The organism is uncultured Pseudomonas sp. (assembly GCF_913774235.1).
Lineage (GTDB): Bacteria > Pseudomonadota > Gammaproteobacteria > Pseudomonadales > Pseudomonadaceae > Chryseomonas.
The window spans coordinates 521,421-539,292 of record NZ_CAJYDW010000005.1 but is presented as its reverse complement, the minus strand read 5'-3'; the positions used below and the strand labels follow the sequence as shown (position 1 = coordinate 539,292).

The 17,872-nt window shown below is 66.7% G+C and carries 16 protein-coding genes and 2 tRNA genes; 6 read left to right on the top strand and 12 right to left on the bottom strand.

Going from position 1 to position 17,872, the window contains the following annotated elements; translation table 11 throughout:
• Positions 1-88: 88 nt before the first annotated feature.
• The 6 genes from paaA to paaZ all read left to right on the top strand — a co-directional run bounded on the left by paaA (position 89) and on the right by paaZ (position 5,989).
• The gene (paaA, locus tag QZ471_RS04885) at positions 89-1,078 is read left to right on the top strand and encodes a 1,2-phenylacetyl-CoA epoxidase subunit PaaA (RefSeq protein ID WP_295461347.1); all 990 of its coding nucleotides are present in this window, start codon (positions 89-91) and stop codon (positions 1,076-1,078) included.
• 19 nt (positions 1,079-1,097) lie between these two features.
• Entirely contained in the window at positions 1,098-1,379 is a 282-nt protein-coding gene (paaB, locus tag QZ471_RS04880; RefSeq protein WP_295461346.1) for a 1,2-phenylacetyl-CoA epoxidase subunit PaaB, read from the top strand.
• A gap of 10 nt (positions 1,380-1,389) precedes the next feature.
• On the top strand, positions 1,390-2,151 hold the full coding sequence (gene paaC, locus QZ471_RS04875) for a 1,2-phenylacetyl-CoA epoxidase subunit PaaC (RefSeq protein ID WP_295461344.1): 762 nt from the start codon (positions 1,390-1,392) through the stop codon (positions 2,149-2,151).
• Positions 2,138-2,671, top strand: coding sequence for a 1,2-phenylacetyl-CoA epoxidase subunit PaaD (gene paaD / locus QZ471_RS04870; RefSeq protein ID WP_295461342.1), 534 nt, complete (start codon positions 2,138-2,140; stop codon positions 2,669-2,671). Before paaC ends, paaD begins: the two co-directional genes overlap by 14 nt.
• 25 nt (positions 2,672-2,696) lie before the next feature.
• The gene (gene paaE / locus QZ471_RS04865) at positions 2,697-3,776 is read left to right on the top strand and encodes a 1,2-phenylacetyl-CoA epoxidase subunit PaaE (protein WP_295461341.1); all 1,080 of its coding nucleotides are present in this window, start codon (positions 2,697-2,699) and stop codon (positions 3,774-3,776) included.
• Between the two features lie 161 nt (positions 3,777-3,937).
• On the top strand, positions 3,938-5,989 hold the full coding sequence (gene paaZ, locus QZ471_RS04860; RefSeq protein ID WP_295461339.1) for a phenylacetic acid degradation bifunctional protein PaaZ: 2,052 nt from the start codon (positions 3,938-3,940) through the stop codon (positions 5,987-5,989).
• A 117-nt stretch (positions 5,990-6,106) separates the two neighbouring features.
• Here the strand turns inward: paaZ and QZ471_RS04855 are convergent.
• The 12 genes from QZ471_RS04855 to QZ471_RS04800 all read right to left on the bottom strand — a co-directional run bounded on the left by QZ471_RS04855 (position 6,107) and on the right by QZ471_RS04800 (position 17,853).
• A tRNA-Asp gene (locus QZ471_RS04855) sits at positions 6,107-6,183 on the bottom strand.
• 38 nt (positions 6,184-6,221) lie between these two features.
• Positions 6,222-6,297: transfer RNA gene (locus tag QZ471_RS04850), tRNA-Val, on the bottom strand.
• A 79-nt stretch (positions 6,298-6,376) separates the two neighbouring features.
• A complete protein-coding gene (locus QZ471_RS04845; protein WP_295461338.1) occupies positions 6,377-7,144 on the bottom strand; it encodes an SDR family oxidoreductase in 768 nt (255 codons plus the stop codon).
• Positions 7,141-8,352, bottom strand: a complete 1,212-nt coding sequence (locus tag QZ471_RS04840) for an O-succinylhomoserine sulfhydrylase (RefSeq protein WP_295461337.1) — start codon at positions 8,350-8,352, stop codon at positions 7,141-7,143. Before QZ471_RS04840 ends, QZ471_RS04845 begins: the two co-directional genes overlap by 4 nt.
• 10 nt (positions 8,353-8,362) lie before the next feature.
• Entirely contained in the window at positions 8,363-9,871 is a 1,509-nt protein-coding gene (gene purF, locus QZ471_RS04835; RefSeq protein WP_059232185.1) for an amidophosphoribosyltransferase, read from the bottom strand.
• Positions 9,872-9,953: 82 nt separating this feature from the next.
• Entirely contained in the window at positions 9,954-10,499 is a 546-nt protein-coding gene (locus QZ471_RS04830; RefSeq protein WP_007158655.1) for a CvpA family protein, read from the bottom strand.
• Between the two features lie 54 nt (positions 10,500-10,553).
• Positions 10,554-11,216, bottom strand: a complete 663-nt coding sequence (locus QZ471_RS04825) for an SPOR domain-containing protein (protein WP_295461334.1) — start codon at positions 11,214-11,216, stop codon at positions 10,554-10,556.
• 3 nt (positions 11,217-11,219) lie between these two features.
• Complete coding sequence (folC, locus tag QZ471_RS04820) at positions 11,220-12,512, bottom strand: bifunctional tetrahydrofolate synthase/dihydrofolate synthase (RefSeq protein ID WP_295461332.1); 1,293 nt, start codon at positions 12,510-12,512, stop codon at positions 11,220-11,222.
• The gene (gene accD / locus QZ471_RS04815; protein ID WP_295461330.1) at positions 12,512-13,381 is read right to left on the bottom strand and encodes an acetyl-CoA carboxylase, carboxyltransferase subunit beta; all 870 of its coding nucleotides are present in this window, start codon (positions 13,379-13,381) and stop codon (positions 12,512-12,514) included. The genes folC and accD overlap by 1 nt, the downstream gene beginning before the upstream one ends.
• 209 nt (positions 13,382-13,590) lie before the next feature.
• Positions 13,591-14,220: a phosphoribosylanthranilate isomerase gene (locus QZ471_RS04810; RefSeq protein ID WP_295461328.1), complete on the bottom strand. Its 630-nt coding sequence runs from the start codon at positions 14,218-14,220 to the stop codon at positions 13,591-13,593.
• 60 nt (positions 14,221-14,280) lie between these two features.
• Positions 14,281-15,126: a tRNA pseudouridine(38-40) synthase TruA gene (gene truA / locus QZ471_RS04805; protein WP_295461327.1), complete on the bottom strand. Its 846-nt coding sequence runs from the start codon at positions 15,124-15,126 to the stop codon at positions 14,281-14,283.
• A 72-nt stretch (positions 15,127-15,198) separates the two neighbouring features.
• Positions 15,199-17,853, bottom strand: a complete 2,655-nt coding sequence (locus tag QZ471_RS04800) for a FimV/HubP family polar landmark protein (RefSeq protein WP_295461325.1) — start codon at positions 17,851-17,853, stop codon at positions 15,199-15,201.
• Between the last annotated feature and the right edge of the window lie 19 nt (positions 17,854-17,872).

The window sequence follows — 17,872 nt, the reverse complement described above, 5'->3', positions numbered from 1 at the left end:
ATTAAAACTTATCTTGACGCTATTTTATGTATCATTTAGAACTACCACTACAGAACGCCTTTCCCACTACTCGGACGGGAGACACCCCATGTACGCGCAACTGGTCGAAACCGGCACTTCTGGCATCAAGTCGCTCGACGACATGTCCCCCGAAGAACGTGCCTTCCAGCAGAAGATCGACGACGAGATCAAGATCGAAGCCAAGAACTGGATGCCCGCCGCCTATCGCCAGACGCTGATCCGGCAGATCTCCCAGCACGCCCATTCGGAGATCGTCGGCATGCTGCCCGAAGGCAACTGGGTGACCCGGGCACCGACGCTCAAGCGCAAGCTGCAGTTGATGGCCAAGATCCAGGACGAAGCCGGCCACGGCCTGTACCTGTACAGCGCCATGGAGACCCTGGGCGCCGATCGCGACGAAGAGATCGCCAAGCTGCATGCCGGCATGGCCAAGTACTCCAGCATCTTCAATTACCCGACGCTGAACTGGGCCGACATGGGCGCCGTGGGCTGGCTGGTGGACGGTGCCGCCATCGTCAACCAGGTGGTGCTGCAACGGACCTCCTATGGCCCCTACTCGCGCGCCATGATCCGCATCTGCAAGGAAGAGAGCTTCCACCAGCGCCAGGGCTACGAGCTGCTGCTGACCCTGATGCGCCACGGCAACCAGGCCCAGAAGGCCATGGTGCAGGACGCCATCAACCGCCTCTGGTGGCCGGCACTGATGATGTTCGGGCCGAGCGACGAACACTCGCCCAACAGCGCCCAGTCGCTGGCCTGGAAGATCAAGCGGCAGAGCAACGATGACCTCCGTCAGCGCTTTATCGACCAGACCGTGCCGCAGCTGGAATTGCTCGGCTGCACCGCGCCGGATCCGGAATTGAAGTGGAACCCCGAGCGCGGTCACTACGACTTCGGCGCCATCCAGTGGGAGGAGTTCTACGAGGTGCTCAAGGGCAACGGCCCATGCAACGCCGAGCGCCTGGCCACCCGCCGCAACGCCATCGAAGGCGGAGCCTGGGTCCGCGCAGCCGCGGTCGCTCACGCCCGCAAACAACAACGACGCACCGCCGCCTGATCCTAGGAGAGCCCCCCCCATGGCCGAATGGACCCTGTTCGAAGTCTTCGTGCGCAGTAAGCACGGTCTTAATCACAAGCACGTGGGCAGCGTCCATGCGGTCGACGCCGCCATGGCCATCGAGAACGCCCGCGAGCTCTACACCCGGCGCAACGAAGGCGTCAGCCTCTGGGTGGTGCCCTCGGCACTGATCACTGCCTCCTCGCCGGACGAGAAGGAACCGCTCTTCGATCCCGCCGAGGACAAGGTCTATCGGCACGCCAGCTTCTACGAGCTGCCCCCCGAAGTCGGTCACATGTGAGCGCCCCGCCATGACCCTTCATGAAGACAAGGTCGAATACCTGCTGCTGCTGGCCGACAGCGCCCTGATCCAGGGTCAGCGCCTGTGCGAATGGTGCGGCCGGGCGCCCGCCCTGGAAGAAGAGCTGGCCCTGATGAACGTCGGCCTCGACCTGGTCGGCCAGGCGCGCAACTGGTACGAGTACGCGGCCGAGTTGCTCGCCGATGGACGCGATGCCGACCACCTGGCCTATCGCCGTGACGAGCGCGCCTTCCGCAACCTGCTGCTGGTCGAACAACCCAACGGCGACTACGCCGTGACCACGACCAAGCAGTTCCTCTACGACGCCTGGCACCTGCCGACCCTGCGCGCCCTGAGCGGCTCCAGCGATCAGCGCATCGCAGCCATCGCCGCCAAGGCGGTCAAGGAAGTCACCTATCACCTGCGCCGCTCGGGCGAATGGGTGGAACGTCTGGGCGACGGCACCGAGGAAAGCCACGCACGCATGCTGGCCGCCCTGCCCCTGCTCTGGCGTTTCACCGTCGAAATCACCCAGGCCGAGGACCTCGAACAACGCCTGCACGAAGCCGGGATAGCGCCGGACTCCACCGACCTCGCCCACGCCTGGCAAAGCCAGGTCGAGGAGACCTTCGCCCGGGCGACCCTGCCGGTCCCCGCCCCGGCTGTTCATTTCTACCTGAGTGGCCGTCGCGGCCTGCACACCGAACACCTGGGGACGCTGCTGGCGGAAATGCAATTCCTGCAAAGGGCCTATCCCGATGCGACCTGGTGAGCTGATCGCCAGCGATGGTGGCGCCCGCGCCGGCGGCGCTGCCGATGTCGGTCACGCCTGGCAGGTGCTGGGCGCGGTGATGGACCCCGAGGTGCCGGTGATCAGCGTGGTCGACCTGGGCATCGTCCGCGACCTGGACTGGCAGGAAGGCCATCTGCACGTGGTGGTCACCCCGACCTACTCGGGCTGTCCCGCCACCGAGGTCATCGAGCAGGACATCCAGCGCGCTCTGGAGCAGGCCGGCTTCTGCGCTCCGCGTCTGGAACGCCGCCTGGACCCGGCCTGGACCACCGACTGGATCACCCACGAAGGCCGCCAGGCGTTGAGCGCGTACGGCATAGCGCCGCCGGTCCACAGCAGCAGCAAGCGCAGCCTGCTGGGCGAGGCGCCGGACGTGCACTGTCCGCAGTGCGGCAGCCAGCACACCGAGCGGCTCAGCGAATTCGGTTCGACGGCCTGCAAGGCCTTGTATCGCTGTCTCGATTGCCGCGAGCCCTTCGACTACTTCAAGTGCATCTGAGCGGCGCTGCCGCGCGAGAATAACAATGAGCCGATTCCATCGCCTGACCATCCGCGACCTCCGCCCCGAAACCCGCGAAGCCGTGTCCATCGCCTTCGAGATCCCCGCCGAGCTGCAGGAAAGTTTCCGCTTCACCCAGGGGCAGCACCTGGTGATCCGCTCCCGAATCGACGGCGAGGAGGTGCGCCGCTCCTATTCGATCTGCAGCGGCGTGAACGACGGCGAGCTGCGGGTGGCCATCAAGAGGGTCAACGGCGGCCGTTTCTCCACCTACGCCAATGAACAGCTTGCGGTCGGCGGCCAACTCGAGGTGATGCCGCCTGCGGGACACTTCCAGGTGCCCCTGGACCCCGCTCGGCACGGGCACTACCTGGCGGTGGCCGCCGGTAGCGGCATCACTCCGATCCTGTCGATCGTCAAGACCACCCTGGAAACCGAACCCCACAGCCGCGTCACCCTGCTCTATGGCAACCGATCCAGCAATGCCGCCATGTTCCGCGAGCAACTGGAAGACCTGAAGAATCGTTATCTGCAGCGCCTGAACCTGATCTTCGTCTTCAGCCGCGAGCAGCAGGACGTGGACCTCTACAACGGCCGCATCGACGCCGACAAATGCGCCCAACTGTTTAGCCGCTGGCTGGACGTCTCCTCCCTCACCGCAGCTTTCATCTGCGGTCCCCAGACGATGACCGAGACGGTGCGCGACCAACTCCAGGCCAAGGGCCTGTCCGCCGAGCGCATCCATTTCGAACTCTTCGCCGCCGCCGGCAGTGGCGAGAAACGCGAGGCCCGCCAGGCCGCCGCGCAGACCGGCAGTGCCGCGACCAGCCAGATCACCGTGATCAGCGACGGCCGCGCCCTGTCCTTCGAGTTGGCACGCAACAGCGTCAGCGTGCTGGACGCCGGCAATGCCCAGGGCGCCGAACTGCCCTACTCCTGCAAGGCCGGAGTGTGCTCCACCTGCAAGTGCCGGGTGATAGAAGGCGAAGTGGAGATGGACAGCAACTTCGCCCTGGAAGACTACGAGGTGAAGGCCGGCTACGTGCTGTCCTGCCAGGCCTATCCCCTGAGCGACAAGGTGGTCCTGGACTTCGACCAGCTCTGAGCATCCAGCCGCTGCGCCACGCGGGACTCGACGACAACAAGAGCGAGAGCAGCGCCATGACCGGCGTCGGCGCTGCCGCCGCGCAGCGTCACTGACCCCAACGCCCGAATCGCCCTACCAAGCCGACGCCCAGGCGCCGGAAACCCTCAGGAGAAGATCCGATGAGCAACGCCCCCATCCTGCAAAGCTTCATAGGCGACCGGTGGATCGGCCAGCAGGCAGCCCAGGCACTGCGCAGCGCCGTGAACGGCCAGGCGGTGGCCCATACCCACGAAGAGGCGCTGGACTTCGCCGAAGCCATCCAGCATGCCCGTCGCCAGGGCCAGCAAAGCCTCATGGCCCTGGACTTCCAGCAACGCGCCCGCTGTCTGAAGGCGCTGGCCCTCTATCTGCTGGAGCACAAGGAACGGCTCTACGAGATATCCCGCCACACCGGCGCGACCCGCGCGGACAGCTGGATCGACATCGAGGGCGGCGCGGGTACCCTGTTCGCCTATGCGGGCCTCGGCGGGCGCGAGCTGCCCTCGGGCAACCTGATCCACGAAGGCCCTGCCACGCCACTGGGCAAGGCCGGCCACTTCGCCGGCACCCACATCCTGGTGCCGCGCGGCGGCCTCGCCGTGCACATCAACGCCTTCAATTTCCCCATCTGGGGCATGCTGGAGAAATTCGCGCCAAGCTTCCTCGCGGCCATGCCCTGCATCATCAAGCCGGCCACCGCCACCAGCTACGTGACCGAAGCCGCGGTGCGCCTGCTGCACGAATCCGGCCTGCTGCCGGCGGGTAGCCTGCAACTCATCATCGGCGGCACCGGCGACCTGCTGGATCAGTTGCAGGGCCAGGACATGGTCACCTTCACCGGCTCGGCGGACACCGCGGCCAAGCTGCGGGTCAATCCCAATCTCATCCGCCGCTCGGTCCCCTTCAATGCCGAGGCGGACTCCCTCAACTGCGCCATCCTGGCCACCGACGTGACCCCCGACGACGAGGAGTTCGAGCTTTTCGTCAGGGAAGTCGCTCGGGAGATGACCGTCAAGGCTGGCCAGAAGTGCACCGCCATCCGCCGCGTCATCGTCCCTGCCCGCCACCTGGATGCCGTGGCCGAGCGGCTGCGCGATCGCCTGGCCCGTCTCGTGGTCGGCGATCCCGCGCTGGAGGGCGTGAAGATGGGCGCCCTGGCCTCCCATGCCCAGCAAGCCGACGTCGCCGAACGGCTGCAGGCACTGCTCGCCACTAGCGATCTGCTCTTCGGTGCCCGTGACGGTTTCACGCCCCGCGGCGAGAGCGTACAGGAAGGCGCCTTCTTCGCCCCGACCCTGCTGCGCAGCCGCGATCCGCATGCCCCGGGCGGCGCCCATGACATCGAGGCCTTCGGCCCGGTCAGCACCCTGATGAGCTACGACGACCTAGACGAGGCCCTGGCCCTGGCCGCCCGCGGCCAGGGCAGCCTGGTGGCCAGCCTGGTGACCCGTGATCCCCAGGTTGCCGCGCGACTGGTGCCGGGCATGGCCGCGCTGCATGGCCGCCTGCACATCCTCGACCGCGAAGCGGCCGCTGAATCCACCGGCCATGGCTCGCCGCTGCCCCTGCTCAAGCACGGCGGCCCGGGGCGCGCGGGCGGTGGCGAAGAACTGGGCGGTCTGCGGGCGGTGAAGCATTATCTGCAACGCGCCGCGGTACAGGGCTCGCCCACTATGCTGATGGGCGTCACCGGCGAATACGTGCGCGGCGCGACGGTGATCGAAACCGAGGTGCATCCCTTCCGGCGGCACTTCGAGGACCTGCGTATCGGTGAATCCCTGCTCACCCATAGACGCACGGTCACCGAGGCCGATCTGGTCAACTTCGGCTGCCTGTCGGGCGATCACTTCTACATGCATTTCGACGAACTGGCCGCCAAGCAGTCCCAGTTCGGCAAGCGCATCGCCCATGGCTACTTCGTGCTCTCGGCCGCAGCCGGGCTGTTCGTCTCGCCGGGGGTCGGACCGGTGCTGGCCAACTATGGGCTGGACTCGCTGCGCTTCGTCAGCCCGGTCGGTATCGGCGACACCATCCGTGCCCGCCTCACCTGCAAGCGCAAGATCGACCAGGGCAAGGCCAGCCCCCTTGGCGAACCCCAGGGCGTGGTCGCCTGGGATGTCGAAGTCACCAACCAGGACGATGTCCTGGTGGCCAGTTACGACATCCTCACCCTGGTCACCAAGCGCGGCTGATCCCGAGCCTGCCGGCAACGCTGTCGGCAGGCCTTTTCTCCAGGCACAAAAAAAGCTGCCCTTGGGCAGCTTGCTTCGTTTCGTTCAGGCCGTTCAGTGGACCTGAGGTGAGCTAGATGGCGCGGCGGACGGGACTCGAACCCGCGACCCCCGGCGTGACAGGCCGGTATTCTAACCGACTGAACTACCGCCGCGCAGTGCGTGTACCTTGCGGAACACTTCCCGAGGAGATTGGTGGCTGATGACGGGATCGAACCGCCGACCCCCTGCGTGTGATGCAGGTGCTCTCCCAGCTGAGCTAATCAGCCATCCCCTTCGGGTGACGCGCATTCTCCTCGTAGCCCTTTGATCCGTCAAGGATTTTTCCAATTTTATTTTCTACGGGCGCTATTCCAAGTAGATCATCTTGCGGGTCATGCCGCCGTCCAGGGTGATGGCTTCGCCGCTGATGAAGCCGGCATTGCCGCCGAGCAACCAGGCCACGCAGGCCGCCACGTCCTCGACCGTCCCTACCCGCCCGACCGGATGCTGCCCGTGATCGGCAGCCGACAGCGGCTCGGCTTCACGCTCATGGGGATCACGCGCGTCGATCCAGCCCGGACAGAGCGCATTCACCCGCACCTCCGGCCCCAGGCTGATGGCCAGCGCATGGGTCAGGGCCAGCAGCCCGCCCTTGCTCGCGGCATAGGCTTCGCTATGCGGCTCGGATTGCTGGGCGCGAGTCGAGGCGATGTTGACGATGGCACCCTGCTGCTCACGCAGGTAGGGCGCGCAATGCTTGGCCAGCAGCATGGGGCCATCCAGATTGACGCCAAGCACCCGGCGCCATTCGTTGAGCGGCAGGCTTTCCAACGGTTGTCCCTGCGCGGCGGCAAGGCCGGCATTGTTGACCAGGGCGTCCAGGCGACCGAACTGGCCGATCACCTGGGCGACGGCGGCCTCTACCTGGGTCTCGTCCGCCACGTCGAGGGCCACGAACCAGGCCCGCTCGCCGAGGGTATCCGCCACCTTGGCGCCACGCGCCTGCTCGATGTCGGCCACCACCACACGCCAGCCCTCGGTGATCAGCCAGGCGGCGATGCCGAGGCCGATGCCACGGGCCGCGCCCGTGACCAGGGCGACCCGCGGTTCCGTCGGTGCGAACGTCAGACTCATAGCGCCGCGAGTCCGCGGGCCAGGTCCTGCTGCAGGTCACCGAGGTCTTCCAGCCCCACAGCCACGCGGATCAGGCTGTCGCGGATCCCGGCATTGGCCCGCTCAGCCGGCGACAAGCGCCCGTGGGAGGTGGTCGCCGGGTGGGCGATGGTGGTCTTGGTGTCACCCAGGTTGGTGGTGATGGAGATCATCCGGGTGGCATCGATGAAGCGCCAGGCGGCGTCACGTCCACCGGCGACCTCGAAACTCACCACGGCACCGAAGGCCGACTGCTGGCGGCGGGCCAGCTCATGCTGCGGATGGCTTTCCAGGCCAGCGTAGTAGACGCGCTCGATACCCGGCTGCTGCTCCAGCCAGCGCGCCAACTCCAGCGCGGTCTGGCTGTGGGCCTGCATGCGGATCTTCAGTGTCTCCAGCCCCTTGAGGAACAGCCAGGCGTTGAAGGGGCTGAGGGTCGGCCCCGCGGTACGCAGGAATCCCACCACTTCCTTCATCTGCTCGGCACGGCCGGCAACCACGCCACCCATGCCGCGGCCCTGGCCATCGATGTACTTGGTCGCCGAATGGATGACGATATCGGCACCCAGTGCCAGCGGCTTCTGCAGCGCCGGGGTGCAGAAGCAGTTGTCGACCGCCAGCAGCGCACCCTGGGCATGGGCGATCTCGGCCAGGGCGGCGATGTCCACCAGCTCGGCCAAGGGATTGGACGGCGACTCGACGAAGAACAGCCGGGTATTGGGTTTGCAGGCTGCCTGCCAGGCATCCAGATCGGCCAACGGCGGATAGTCCACCTCGATGCCGAAGCGTTTGAAGTACTTCTCGAACAGGCTGATGGTGGAGCCGAACACGCTGCGCGAGACCAGCACATGGTCGCCGGCGCTGCACAGGCTCATCACCATGGCCAGGATGGCCGACATGCCCGAGGCGGTGGCCACCGCCTGCTCCGCGCCTTCCAGGGCCGCGATGCGGGTTTCGAAGGTACGCACCGTGGGATTGGTGTAGCGTGAATAGACGTTGCCCGGCACCTCGCCGGCGAACCGCGCCGCCGCGTCCGCGGCAGTACGGAACACGTAGCTGCTGGTCAGGAACAGCGCCTCGCCGTGCTCGCCCTCCGGCGAACGCTGCTGCCCGGCCCGCACTGCCAAGGTCTCGAAGGCCGCGCCCTCGAGATCACTGTCCAGGCGTCCGGCATCCCAGTCTTGGCTCATGTGCAGCTCCTTAGTCGTTGTAGAGATCGATGATGGCACTGACCGCCTGGTGTTTGACCTTGGCCGCGTCGTTACGCGCCTGCTCGATCCGATTCAAATAGGCGGCATCAACATCGCCGGTGATGTACTCGCCATCGAACACCGCGCAGTCGAATTGCTCGACCTTGGGCGCCTTGCGGGTACGCACGGCTTCCTTGAGGTCCTGTATATCCTGATAGAGCAGCCAGTCGGCGCCGATCAACTCGCCGACTTCCTCGGTGGTGCGACCATGGGCGATCAACTCGTGCACGCTGGGCATGTCGATGCCATAGACGTTGGGGAAGCGCACCGCAGGCGCCGCTGAGCAGAAGTAGACCTTCTTGGCGCCGGCTTCGCGGGCCATCTGGATGATCTGCTTGCAGGTGGTGCCGCGGACGATGGAGTCGTCCACCAGCATCACGTTCTTGCCGCGGAACTCCAGCTCGATGGCATTGAGTTTCTGGCGCACCGACTTCTTGCGCGCGGCCTGGCCGGGCATGATGAAGGTCCGGCCGATGTAGCGATTCTTGACGAAGCCCTCGCGGAATTTCACGCCCAGATGGTTGGCCAGCTCCAGGGCCGCCGTGCGGCTGGTGTCCGGGATCGGGATGACCACGTCGATGTCGTGGTCCGGGCGCTCGCGCTGGATCTTCTCAGCCAGCTTCTCGCCCATGCGCAGGCGCGCCTTGTACACCGAGATGCCATCGATGATGGAATCCGGGCGGGCCAGGTAGACGTGCTCGAAGATGCAGGGCGCGTACTGGGGATTCTGCGCGCACTGGCGAGTGTAGAGACGGCCGTCTTCGGTGATGTAGACCGCTTCGCCCGGCTCCAGGTCACGGATCAGGGTGAAGCCGAGCACGTCGAGGGCGACGCTCTCGGAGGCGATCATGTACTCCACGCCGTATTCGGTATGGCGCTGGCCGAAGACAATAGGGCGAATGGCGTTGGGGTCGCGGAAGCCGACGATGCCGTAGCCGGTGATCATGGCCACCACGGCATAGCCACCGCGGCAACGCTCGTGCACCTCGGAGACCGCGGCGAAGACGTCGTCCTCGGTGGGCTGCAGCTTGTTGCGTACCGCCAGCTCGTGGGCGAAGACGTTAAGCAGCACCTCGGAATCGGAGGTGGTGTTCACATGGCGCAGGTCGGACTCGTAGATCTCCCGCGACAGCTGCTCGACGTTGGTCAGGTTGCCGTTGTGCGCCAGGGTGATGCCATAGGGCGAGTTCACGTAGAACGGCTGCGCCTCGGCGGAGCTGGAGCTGCCGGCGGTGGGATAGCGCACGTGGCCGATGCCCATATGGCCGATCAGGTGCTGCATGTGTCGCTGCTGGAAGACGTCACGGACCAGGCCGTTGTCTTTGCGCAGGTAGAGTTTGCCGTCCCGACTGGTCACGATACCGGCGGCATCCTGACCGCGATGTTGAAGGACGGTGAGCGCGTCGTACAACGACTGGTTGACGTTCGTCTTGCCCACGATACCTACGATGCCACACATGTGACGCGACCCCACTGTTTCAAGTGATGCGATGGCGAACCATCGCCGGATGACCCCGGCGGAGCGGAGCCTGAAAAACGGTTCAAGGAGCCTTGGGCCCCAACTGCGGCAACAACTGCAGACTCGGCATGGGCGTAGCGCCCAGCCATTGGCCGGCAAAGCCCAGCAGAAGATTCTTCGACCAATCGGCCACCAACAGGAAATGCGGTACCAGCACCGACTGCTGCCACCAGCCGTCCTGCTGCACCGGCCCCAGGCTCAACAGGCCCACGGCCACGGTGATCAACAGGGCGCCGCGAGCGGCACCGAAGGCCATGCCCAGGAAACGGTCGGTACCCGACAAGCCCGTGACACGGATCAATTCACCAAGCAAGAAGCTCACCAGGGCACCCACCAGCAGCGTCAGTACGAAGAGAATGACGCAGGCGGCGATCACCCGCCCCGACGGTACCTGGATGTAGTCCACCAGGTAGGTCGACAGGGCCCCACCGAAGACCCAGGCGACGCCGCCAGCGACGATCCAGGTGGCCAGCGACAGCGCTTCCTTGACGAAGCCGCGCCTGAGACTGATCAGGCTGGAAACGATGACGACGGCGACGATCGCCCAGTCCACCCAGGTGAAGCCCACGGCAAGGTCCACTTACAAAAAGGCCCTGCATTCTAGCAGAGCCTTGTGACGGGGTTAACCGCGCTCCGGCTGAAAGCGTACGACGAAGCCCTTGACGCCATTCTGCTTGTTGAGCTGGTCGCGCAGCCGATCGGCCTCGCTCCGCTCTATCACCGGCCCGACGAAGACCCGGTTCATGCCATCGGCGGTACGCACATAGGCGTTGTAACCCTGACTACGCAGCTTGGCCTGCAGCGCATCGGCGCTGGGACGCGACGACAGGCTGGCGAGCTGGACCGACCAGCTGACTGGTAGATTGGCCGCGCCGAGGCGCGTATCGGGCTTGGCTGCCGGTGCCGGTGCCGGGGTAGCGGCCGGCGCTGTGGGCGCCGTGGTCGGCGGTGCCTTGGCAACCGGGGCCGAGGGCGCAGCCTGAGGCTGGGCTGGCGGCGGACTAGCCGGAGCGTTCTGCACCGGCGCCTGACCGGCGCTGCCCGCGATGGGCGTCTGCGGCTTGCCGAGCGGCTTGCTCGGATCGTCGGGCACCACTTCCACCGGCGGCGCCTCGGGCGTCTGCACCGGTTGCACGGCGGTGCTGGGCACGGTCGGCGCGGCGGGTTGCGGCGGGGTCTCGACCACCACCTTGCGAGCATCATCCTGGCGGCTGAAGAGCATGGGCACGAAGATGATGATCAGCGCCAGCAGCACCAGCGCTCCGATGACTCGTTGCTTGAGCATGGGTTAGGCCTCCGCGGATTCGGATAGTGGGGTGAGCTGCGCGAGCACCTCGGCGACGCTGTAGAAGGAGCCGAACACGACCACCTCGTCGTCAGCCGCACTGGCGGCCAGTTGCGCCTCGAAGGCGTCCAGCAGCGAGGCATGGGCCTCGGCCTGGGCACCACGCGCGACCAGGAGGGCGGCCACCTCGGCACCGTCGCGACTGCGAGAAGTCGGCAAGGTCGCCACCGCCCAGTTGGCGAACAGGCCCTCCAGGGGCGCCAGGATGCCGTCCAGATCCTTGTCAGCCAGGACACCGAACACCGCGCGACGCACGCCGGCGACCGGCTTCATCGCCAGGCGCCGGGCCAGGTACTCGGCAGCGTGGGGATTGTGTGCCACGTCCAGCAGAATGCTGCGGGTCTCCCCTGCCCGTTCGACCAGGCGGCGATCGAGCCGTCCGGTCATGCGGGTCGCCTGGAGGGCCGCCGCGATCTGCTCGGGCAGCCAGGGCAGCCCGAGCAAGGCGTAGGCCTGCAAGGCCAGGGCGGCGTTTTCCATGGGCAGGTCGAGCAATGGCAGACCGGGCAGCGCCAGGGCGTTGCCCTCGGCATCGCGCCCGCGCCAGAACCAGCCGGCACTCTCGATCTGCAGATCGAAGTCTTCACCGCGCAGCAGCAAGGGAGCACCCAGGCGCTCGGCGGCTTCGGTCAGCGGCGCGGGTGGCTCCAGATCGCCACAGAGGGCGGGCTTGCCGGCGCGGAAGATGCCGGCCTTTTCCACCGCCACGCTTTCGCGGGTATTACCCAGCCATTCGGCGTGATCCAGGCCGATACTGGTGACCAGCGCCAGATCGGCGTCGATCAGATTCACCGCATCCAGGCGACCGCCGAGGCCGACTTCGAGAACGGCCACGTCCAGCTGGGCCCGCTCGAACAACCAGAAGGCGGCCAGGGTGCCCATCTCGAAGTAGGTCAGACTGATCTCACCACGTGCGGCTTCTACCGCCGCGAAGGCAGTACAGAGGTCATCATCGCTGGCCAGGGCGCCCTCGATGTCCACCCGCTCGTTGTAACGCACCAGGTGCGGCGAGGCGTAGACGCCGACCCGCTGTCCGCTGGCGCGCAGCAGGCTGGCGAGAAAGGCGCAGGTGGAGCCCTTGCCGTTGGTGCCGGTCACGGTCACCACCCGAGGCGCCGGCCGGGTCAGGCCCAGCCGCTGCGCGACCTCGCGCACCCGGTCCAGGCCCATGTCGATCGCCGACGGATGCAGCTGCTCGAGATAGGCCAGCCACTGCGCGAGGCTGCGCGAAGGCATCAGGCCGCCGGCGCCGGCTGGTGCTGGAAGGTCGCCAGCAGGCGGGCCAGGCGATCGCGCAGCTCCTTGCGCGGCACGATGATGTCGACGGCGCCGTGGTCCAGCAGGAATTCACTGCGCTGGAAGCCTTCCGGCAGCTTCTCGCGCACGGTCTGCTCGATCACGCGCGGGCCAGCGAAGCCGATCAGCGCCTTGGGCTCGGCGACGATGACGTCACCCAGCATGGCGAGACTCGCGGAGACGCCACCATAGACCGGATCGGTCAGCACGGAGATGAAGGGGATGCCTTCTTCGCGCAGACGCGCCAGCACCGCGGAGGTCTTGGCCATCTGCATCAGGGAGATCAGGGCTTCCTGCATCCGCGCCCCGCCGGAGGCGGAGAAGCAGATCAACGGGCAGCGCTCTTCCAGGGCCACGTTGGCGGCCCGGACGAAACGCTCCCCCACCACGGCGCCCATGGAGCCGCCCATGAAGGAGAACTCGAAGGCGCAGACCGCCACCGGCATGCCCTTGAGGGTGCCACGCATGGAGATCAGCGCATCTTTCTCGCCGGTCTCCTTCTGTGCTGCGGTAAAGCGGTCCTTGTACTTCTTGCTGTCGCGGAATTTCAGGCGATCCACCGGCTCCAGCTCGGCACCCAGCTCTTCACGCCCTTCGGCATCGAGGAAGATGTCCAGCCGGCGACGCGCGTTGATGCGCATGTGGTGACCGCACTTCAGGCACACGTCCAGGTTCTTTTCCAGCTCCGGACGATAGAGGACCGCTTCGCAGGCCGGACACTTGTGCCAAAGACCTTCCGGTACCGAACTGCGCTTCACCTCGGACCGCATGATGGAAGGAATCAGTTTGTCGACCAGCCAATTGCTCATGCATCTCTCTCCACTTGCATGGGCTCCCAGCGCGACCTAGGCCACGCCTTCCTTGAGCATCCGTATATAGGGTTCGGCAATGCCCGCTTTGGTGCGAGCCATTGCCACGTCTCACTGCCGACTCCGCCGGAGTCGGACTTCAGGCCTGCCGGGGCGGACCTGTCGAATATGTCGCAGGTGTGGACGGCCACCGTCCCGCGAGGGTCACATCAGGGGGTCGGGGCACTCCGCACGGCGGCGATGAATCGCGCGATCTCGGCCGCGTCCTTGATGCCCTTGGCCTGTTCAACTCCGCCACTCACATCCACCCCGTAGGGCCGGCTCGCCGCGATGGCCGTGGCGACGTTGTCGGTCTCCAGGCCGCCCGCCACGATCAACGGCAACGCCAGGTCCCGCGGCACCCGCGTCCAGTCGAAGGCCTGGCCGGTACCACCGGGCACGCCCGCCACATAGGTGTCGAGCAGCAGCCCGCGGGCGCCAGCGTAATCCTGGGCGATGGCGGCGAGGTCGATGTCCTCGCGCATGCGCAGTGCCTTGATGTAAGGGCGACGATAGCGGGCACATTGGGCTGGCGTCTCGTCACCGTGGAACTGCAGGAGATCGAGGGGCACGGCATCCAGCGTTTCCTCGATCTCGCAGGGCGAAGCATCGACGAAGAGCCCCACGCTGGTCACGAAGGGCGGCAAGGCCGCCACGATCTGCCGGGCATGGGCCGCGCTGACCGCCCGCGGACTGCGGGCGTAGAACACCAGACCGATGGCGTCGGCACCGGCCGCCGCGGCGGCCAGGGCATCCTCGACCCGGGTGATCCCGCAGATCTTCACTCGAACGTTAGCCAAACTGGAATGACCTCGTCCCAAATCGATGGATGTTAGCAGACCGCCCGCCCAGCGTCAGCCTTAGGGGCCTTCCAGCTCGGGCACCCGACCTAGGAACAGCGGGCCCAGGGGGCGCTCCGGCACCTGCAGGTCGTCGGGGTACTCCACCCGCACCAGGTAGAGACCGAAGGGATGGGCCGTGACCCCACCCTGGCGCCGCTCCCGCGCCGCCAGCACCTCGGCGACCCATTCCACTGGCCGATCACCACAGCCGACCGCCATCAGCACCCCGACGATGTTACGCACCATGTGATGGAGGAAGGCATTGGCGCGAATATCCAGCACCAGCAAGCGGTCGTTCTGCCACAGCCGCAGGTGATGCACCGTCTTGATCGGCGACTTGGCCTGGCATTCCTTGGCGCGAAAGGAGGTGAAGTCGTGGGTGCCGATCAGCACCTGGGCCGCCGCGCGCATCCGCTGGATATCCAGGGGCCGATGGTTCCAGGTCACTTCTTCCGCCAGGTGTGCGGGTCGGATGGGGTCGTTGTAGATGACGTAGCGATAGCGCCGGGCCATGGCGCTGAAACGCGCGTGGAAGGCATCGCTGACCGGCTGTACCCAGGTCACGCTGATGTCCGGTGGCAGATTGGCGTTGGTGCCCAGCACCCAAGCCTTGAGCGGCCGCTCGACCGGAGAATCGAAGTGCACCACCTGGCCGCTGGCGTGGACGCCGGCATCGGTGCGCCCGGCGCAGCTGACGCTGATGGGCGCCGCCGCAACCTTGGACAGCGCCGCCTCCAGGGTTTCCTGCACCGAGCGCACCCCCGGCTGCTGGCGTTGCCAGCCGCGATAACGGGCGCCCTTGTATTCGACGCCCAGGGCGATGCGTTGTGGGGGAGCGGTCAGGGTGGGGTCGAGAAAATCCACAGCGGCGGCCAGACGAAAAAAAGGGGAGGCAGCTTATAGCCGCCTCCCCTCCTCTGCCAAGCCTGGTGGGCCTCAGCTGAGCTGGGCGAGGATCTCCCGGGCTTCCTGCTGTTGCCCGGAATTACCCTCGGCCAGCACCTCGTCGAGGATGTCGCGGGCTCCTTCGGGATCGCCCATGTCGATGTAGGCGCGCGCCAGGTCCAGCTTGGTGGCGGTCTCGTCCTCACCGGAAAGGAAGTCGAAATCGTCCAGGCCGTCACTGGCGGCGGCACCCTTGGTGGTCTCGGCGTCGAACTGGCGGGAAGCTTCCTGCAGACGCGCGGCGAACTCCTCGTCGCTCTCGCGCTTGGGTGCCGGCTGCTCGTCGAAGTCGGACAGGTCGAAGTTGGCCGGCAACTCGGTGTCCGCGGCCGGCTCGCGGGGACTCAGCGGCTCATCGAAGGCCGAATCCGCCGCGGATGGCTCACTGGTTTCGTCCCGCGCCAGGTCGCCCTGGCGTTCGAATTCGCTGAAATCCAAGGCGAAGTCATCATCCTTGGCCGCCGGACTGGCAGGCGAACCGGCGGGTGCCGGATCGAAGTTGAGGTCGAAGTCGAAATCGTCGCGGGCATCCCGACCATTGGCCTGGGCCTCGGCGAAGGCTTCGCCGAACAGCGGCTCTTCGGTCGGACGAGCTTCGTCCTTGCCGAAGTCGTCCAGGGATAGGTCGAAGTCCTGGCTGTCCTCGGTGGCCGAGAACCCCTGGTTGCGCGCGGATTCCTCGCTCAATTCGTGGGCGGCGGCCAGGGCCGCGGCCCCCACGGCGGCAGCGCCCACGGCGGCAGCGCCCACGGCCACGGTAGCCATGGCCGGATAGCGCGACTTCAGGTGATCGACCGCCGATTGGGCGCCACCGATTTCCTTGAGTTCGCTCTCCTCGCGCTGGAAGCCGTCCTTGTCGCCCATCTCGGCATAGACTTCCATGAGCTTGAGGCGCAGGTCGGCGCGGTGGGGTTCCTGGTCGCTGGCTTTCTTGAGCACCTCGGCCGCCTGGCTGAAGCGCCCGTAGGCCATGTAGATGTCCGCCTGGCCCAGGGCATCGTCCTGGGCATCGGCGTCACGACTGGCGTCCTGAGGACTCTGGCTCAGCTCCAGACCGGCCAGGCCGTGGTGATCGCCGAGTTCCGGGTCCGGATCGAAGGCGGTATCGGTACGTGCCGCCTCGGCCTCACGGGCGCGCTCGGCTTCCTTCACGGCATTGCGCCGCGAATTGACCATCAGCAGCACCAGCAGGGCCAGCAGGGCACTGCCACCGATGATGCCGAGCCACAGCGGATTGCTGAGGATGTCGTCGAGGAAGCTGTTGGTCGCCTCGGTGGGCTGGGTGGCCGGCGTGCTCGGCGTGACGGGGATGACCTTGGGCTCGCTGGCGGCCGGCGGCGCGGTGCCGGTGCCGGCCTCGCTGGCGGGCGGTGTGGCGGGCTGGGCGGGCGACGTCTCCGCGGACGGCGCGGCCGCGCTGGGCGCCTGGGCCGCTGGCGGCGTGGCGCTCACCGGCGGCGTCGCCGCAGCTGGAGTTTCGGGCGTGCTCGGCGCGGGCTGGCCCGCAGCTTGGGGATTGGCCATGCTGGCCTGCATGCGGGCGAGTTGGGCATCCTTGAGCTGCATGATCTTCTGCAGCTTGTCGAGCTGAGACTGCAGATCACCCAGACGGCTCTTGAGTTCGTCGTTCTCGCGGCGCGTGGTGTCCAGGCTTTCCTGGGTCACGGCGAGGCGATCGGCCAGGGCCTGATCGCTGCCCTTGCCACCCTTGCCGCTGGCGGCATCGCCCGGCTTGTTCGCCGGCTGGCCGGAAAGCAGCTTGAGGTTGTCCCTGGGAGCCGCGGCAGCGGGTGCCTCGGTGGCACCCGGTTGGCTGGAGGCGTCCACCTGGCGGCGCGGCGTACCGGACGCGGCGCTGTCGCCACCCTGCTTCCAGGCACGGGTCTGGCGGGCGATCTCGGCTACGGCTTCACGCTGGGAGCGCGTCTTGACCTGGGTCTGATCCGGCAGCCGCAACACCTGGCCGCTCTTCATCAGGTTGATGTTGCGGTCGATGAAGGCGTCCGGGTTGAGGTCCTGGATCGCCAGCATGGTCTGGTCGACGCTGACGCTGCCCGAGGGCCGATTGCGCGCAGCGACTTCCCACAGAGTATCGCGGGCTTCGGTGGTGTAGGTACCGGGCGCCTGGGAGGCACTGGGCACCGGCGCCGCCGGTGCCGCCGGGCGCGGGGCATCCGGTGCGGTCGCTCGGGGCCGCGGGGTCGCCTGGACCTGGGGGGCGAAGGGTGCCGCGGCCGCCTGCGGGGTATAGAGCGGCGGATCGAGCAGCACGGTGTACTCGCGGAGGATACGGCCGCTGGGCCAATTCACCTCGAGCAGGAAATTCAGATAGGGCTCGCGCACCGGACGTGCCGAGGTGACGCGGATGACCGTGCGGCCATTACGCGTTTCCGGCGCGAACTTCAGATCGTTCAGGAAGAAGGCGCGATCCACGCCGGCCTTGCCGAACTCTTCGGGCGAGGCAAGGCTGGGCCGCAACTCGGCGGTGCCGAGATCACGCAGGTCCGACAGATCGATGGTGGCATCGAAAGGCTGGTTGAGAGCGGAATTGAGGTGGATCTCCCCCAGGCTGAGTGCCTGGGCCGCGCCGGACATCAAGGCGCTCGCCGCTGCAATTGCCCGCACCAGTTTCTGAACTCGAACCATGACCGTCCCTTTTTAGAAG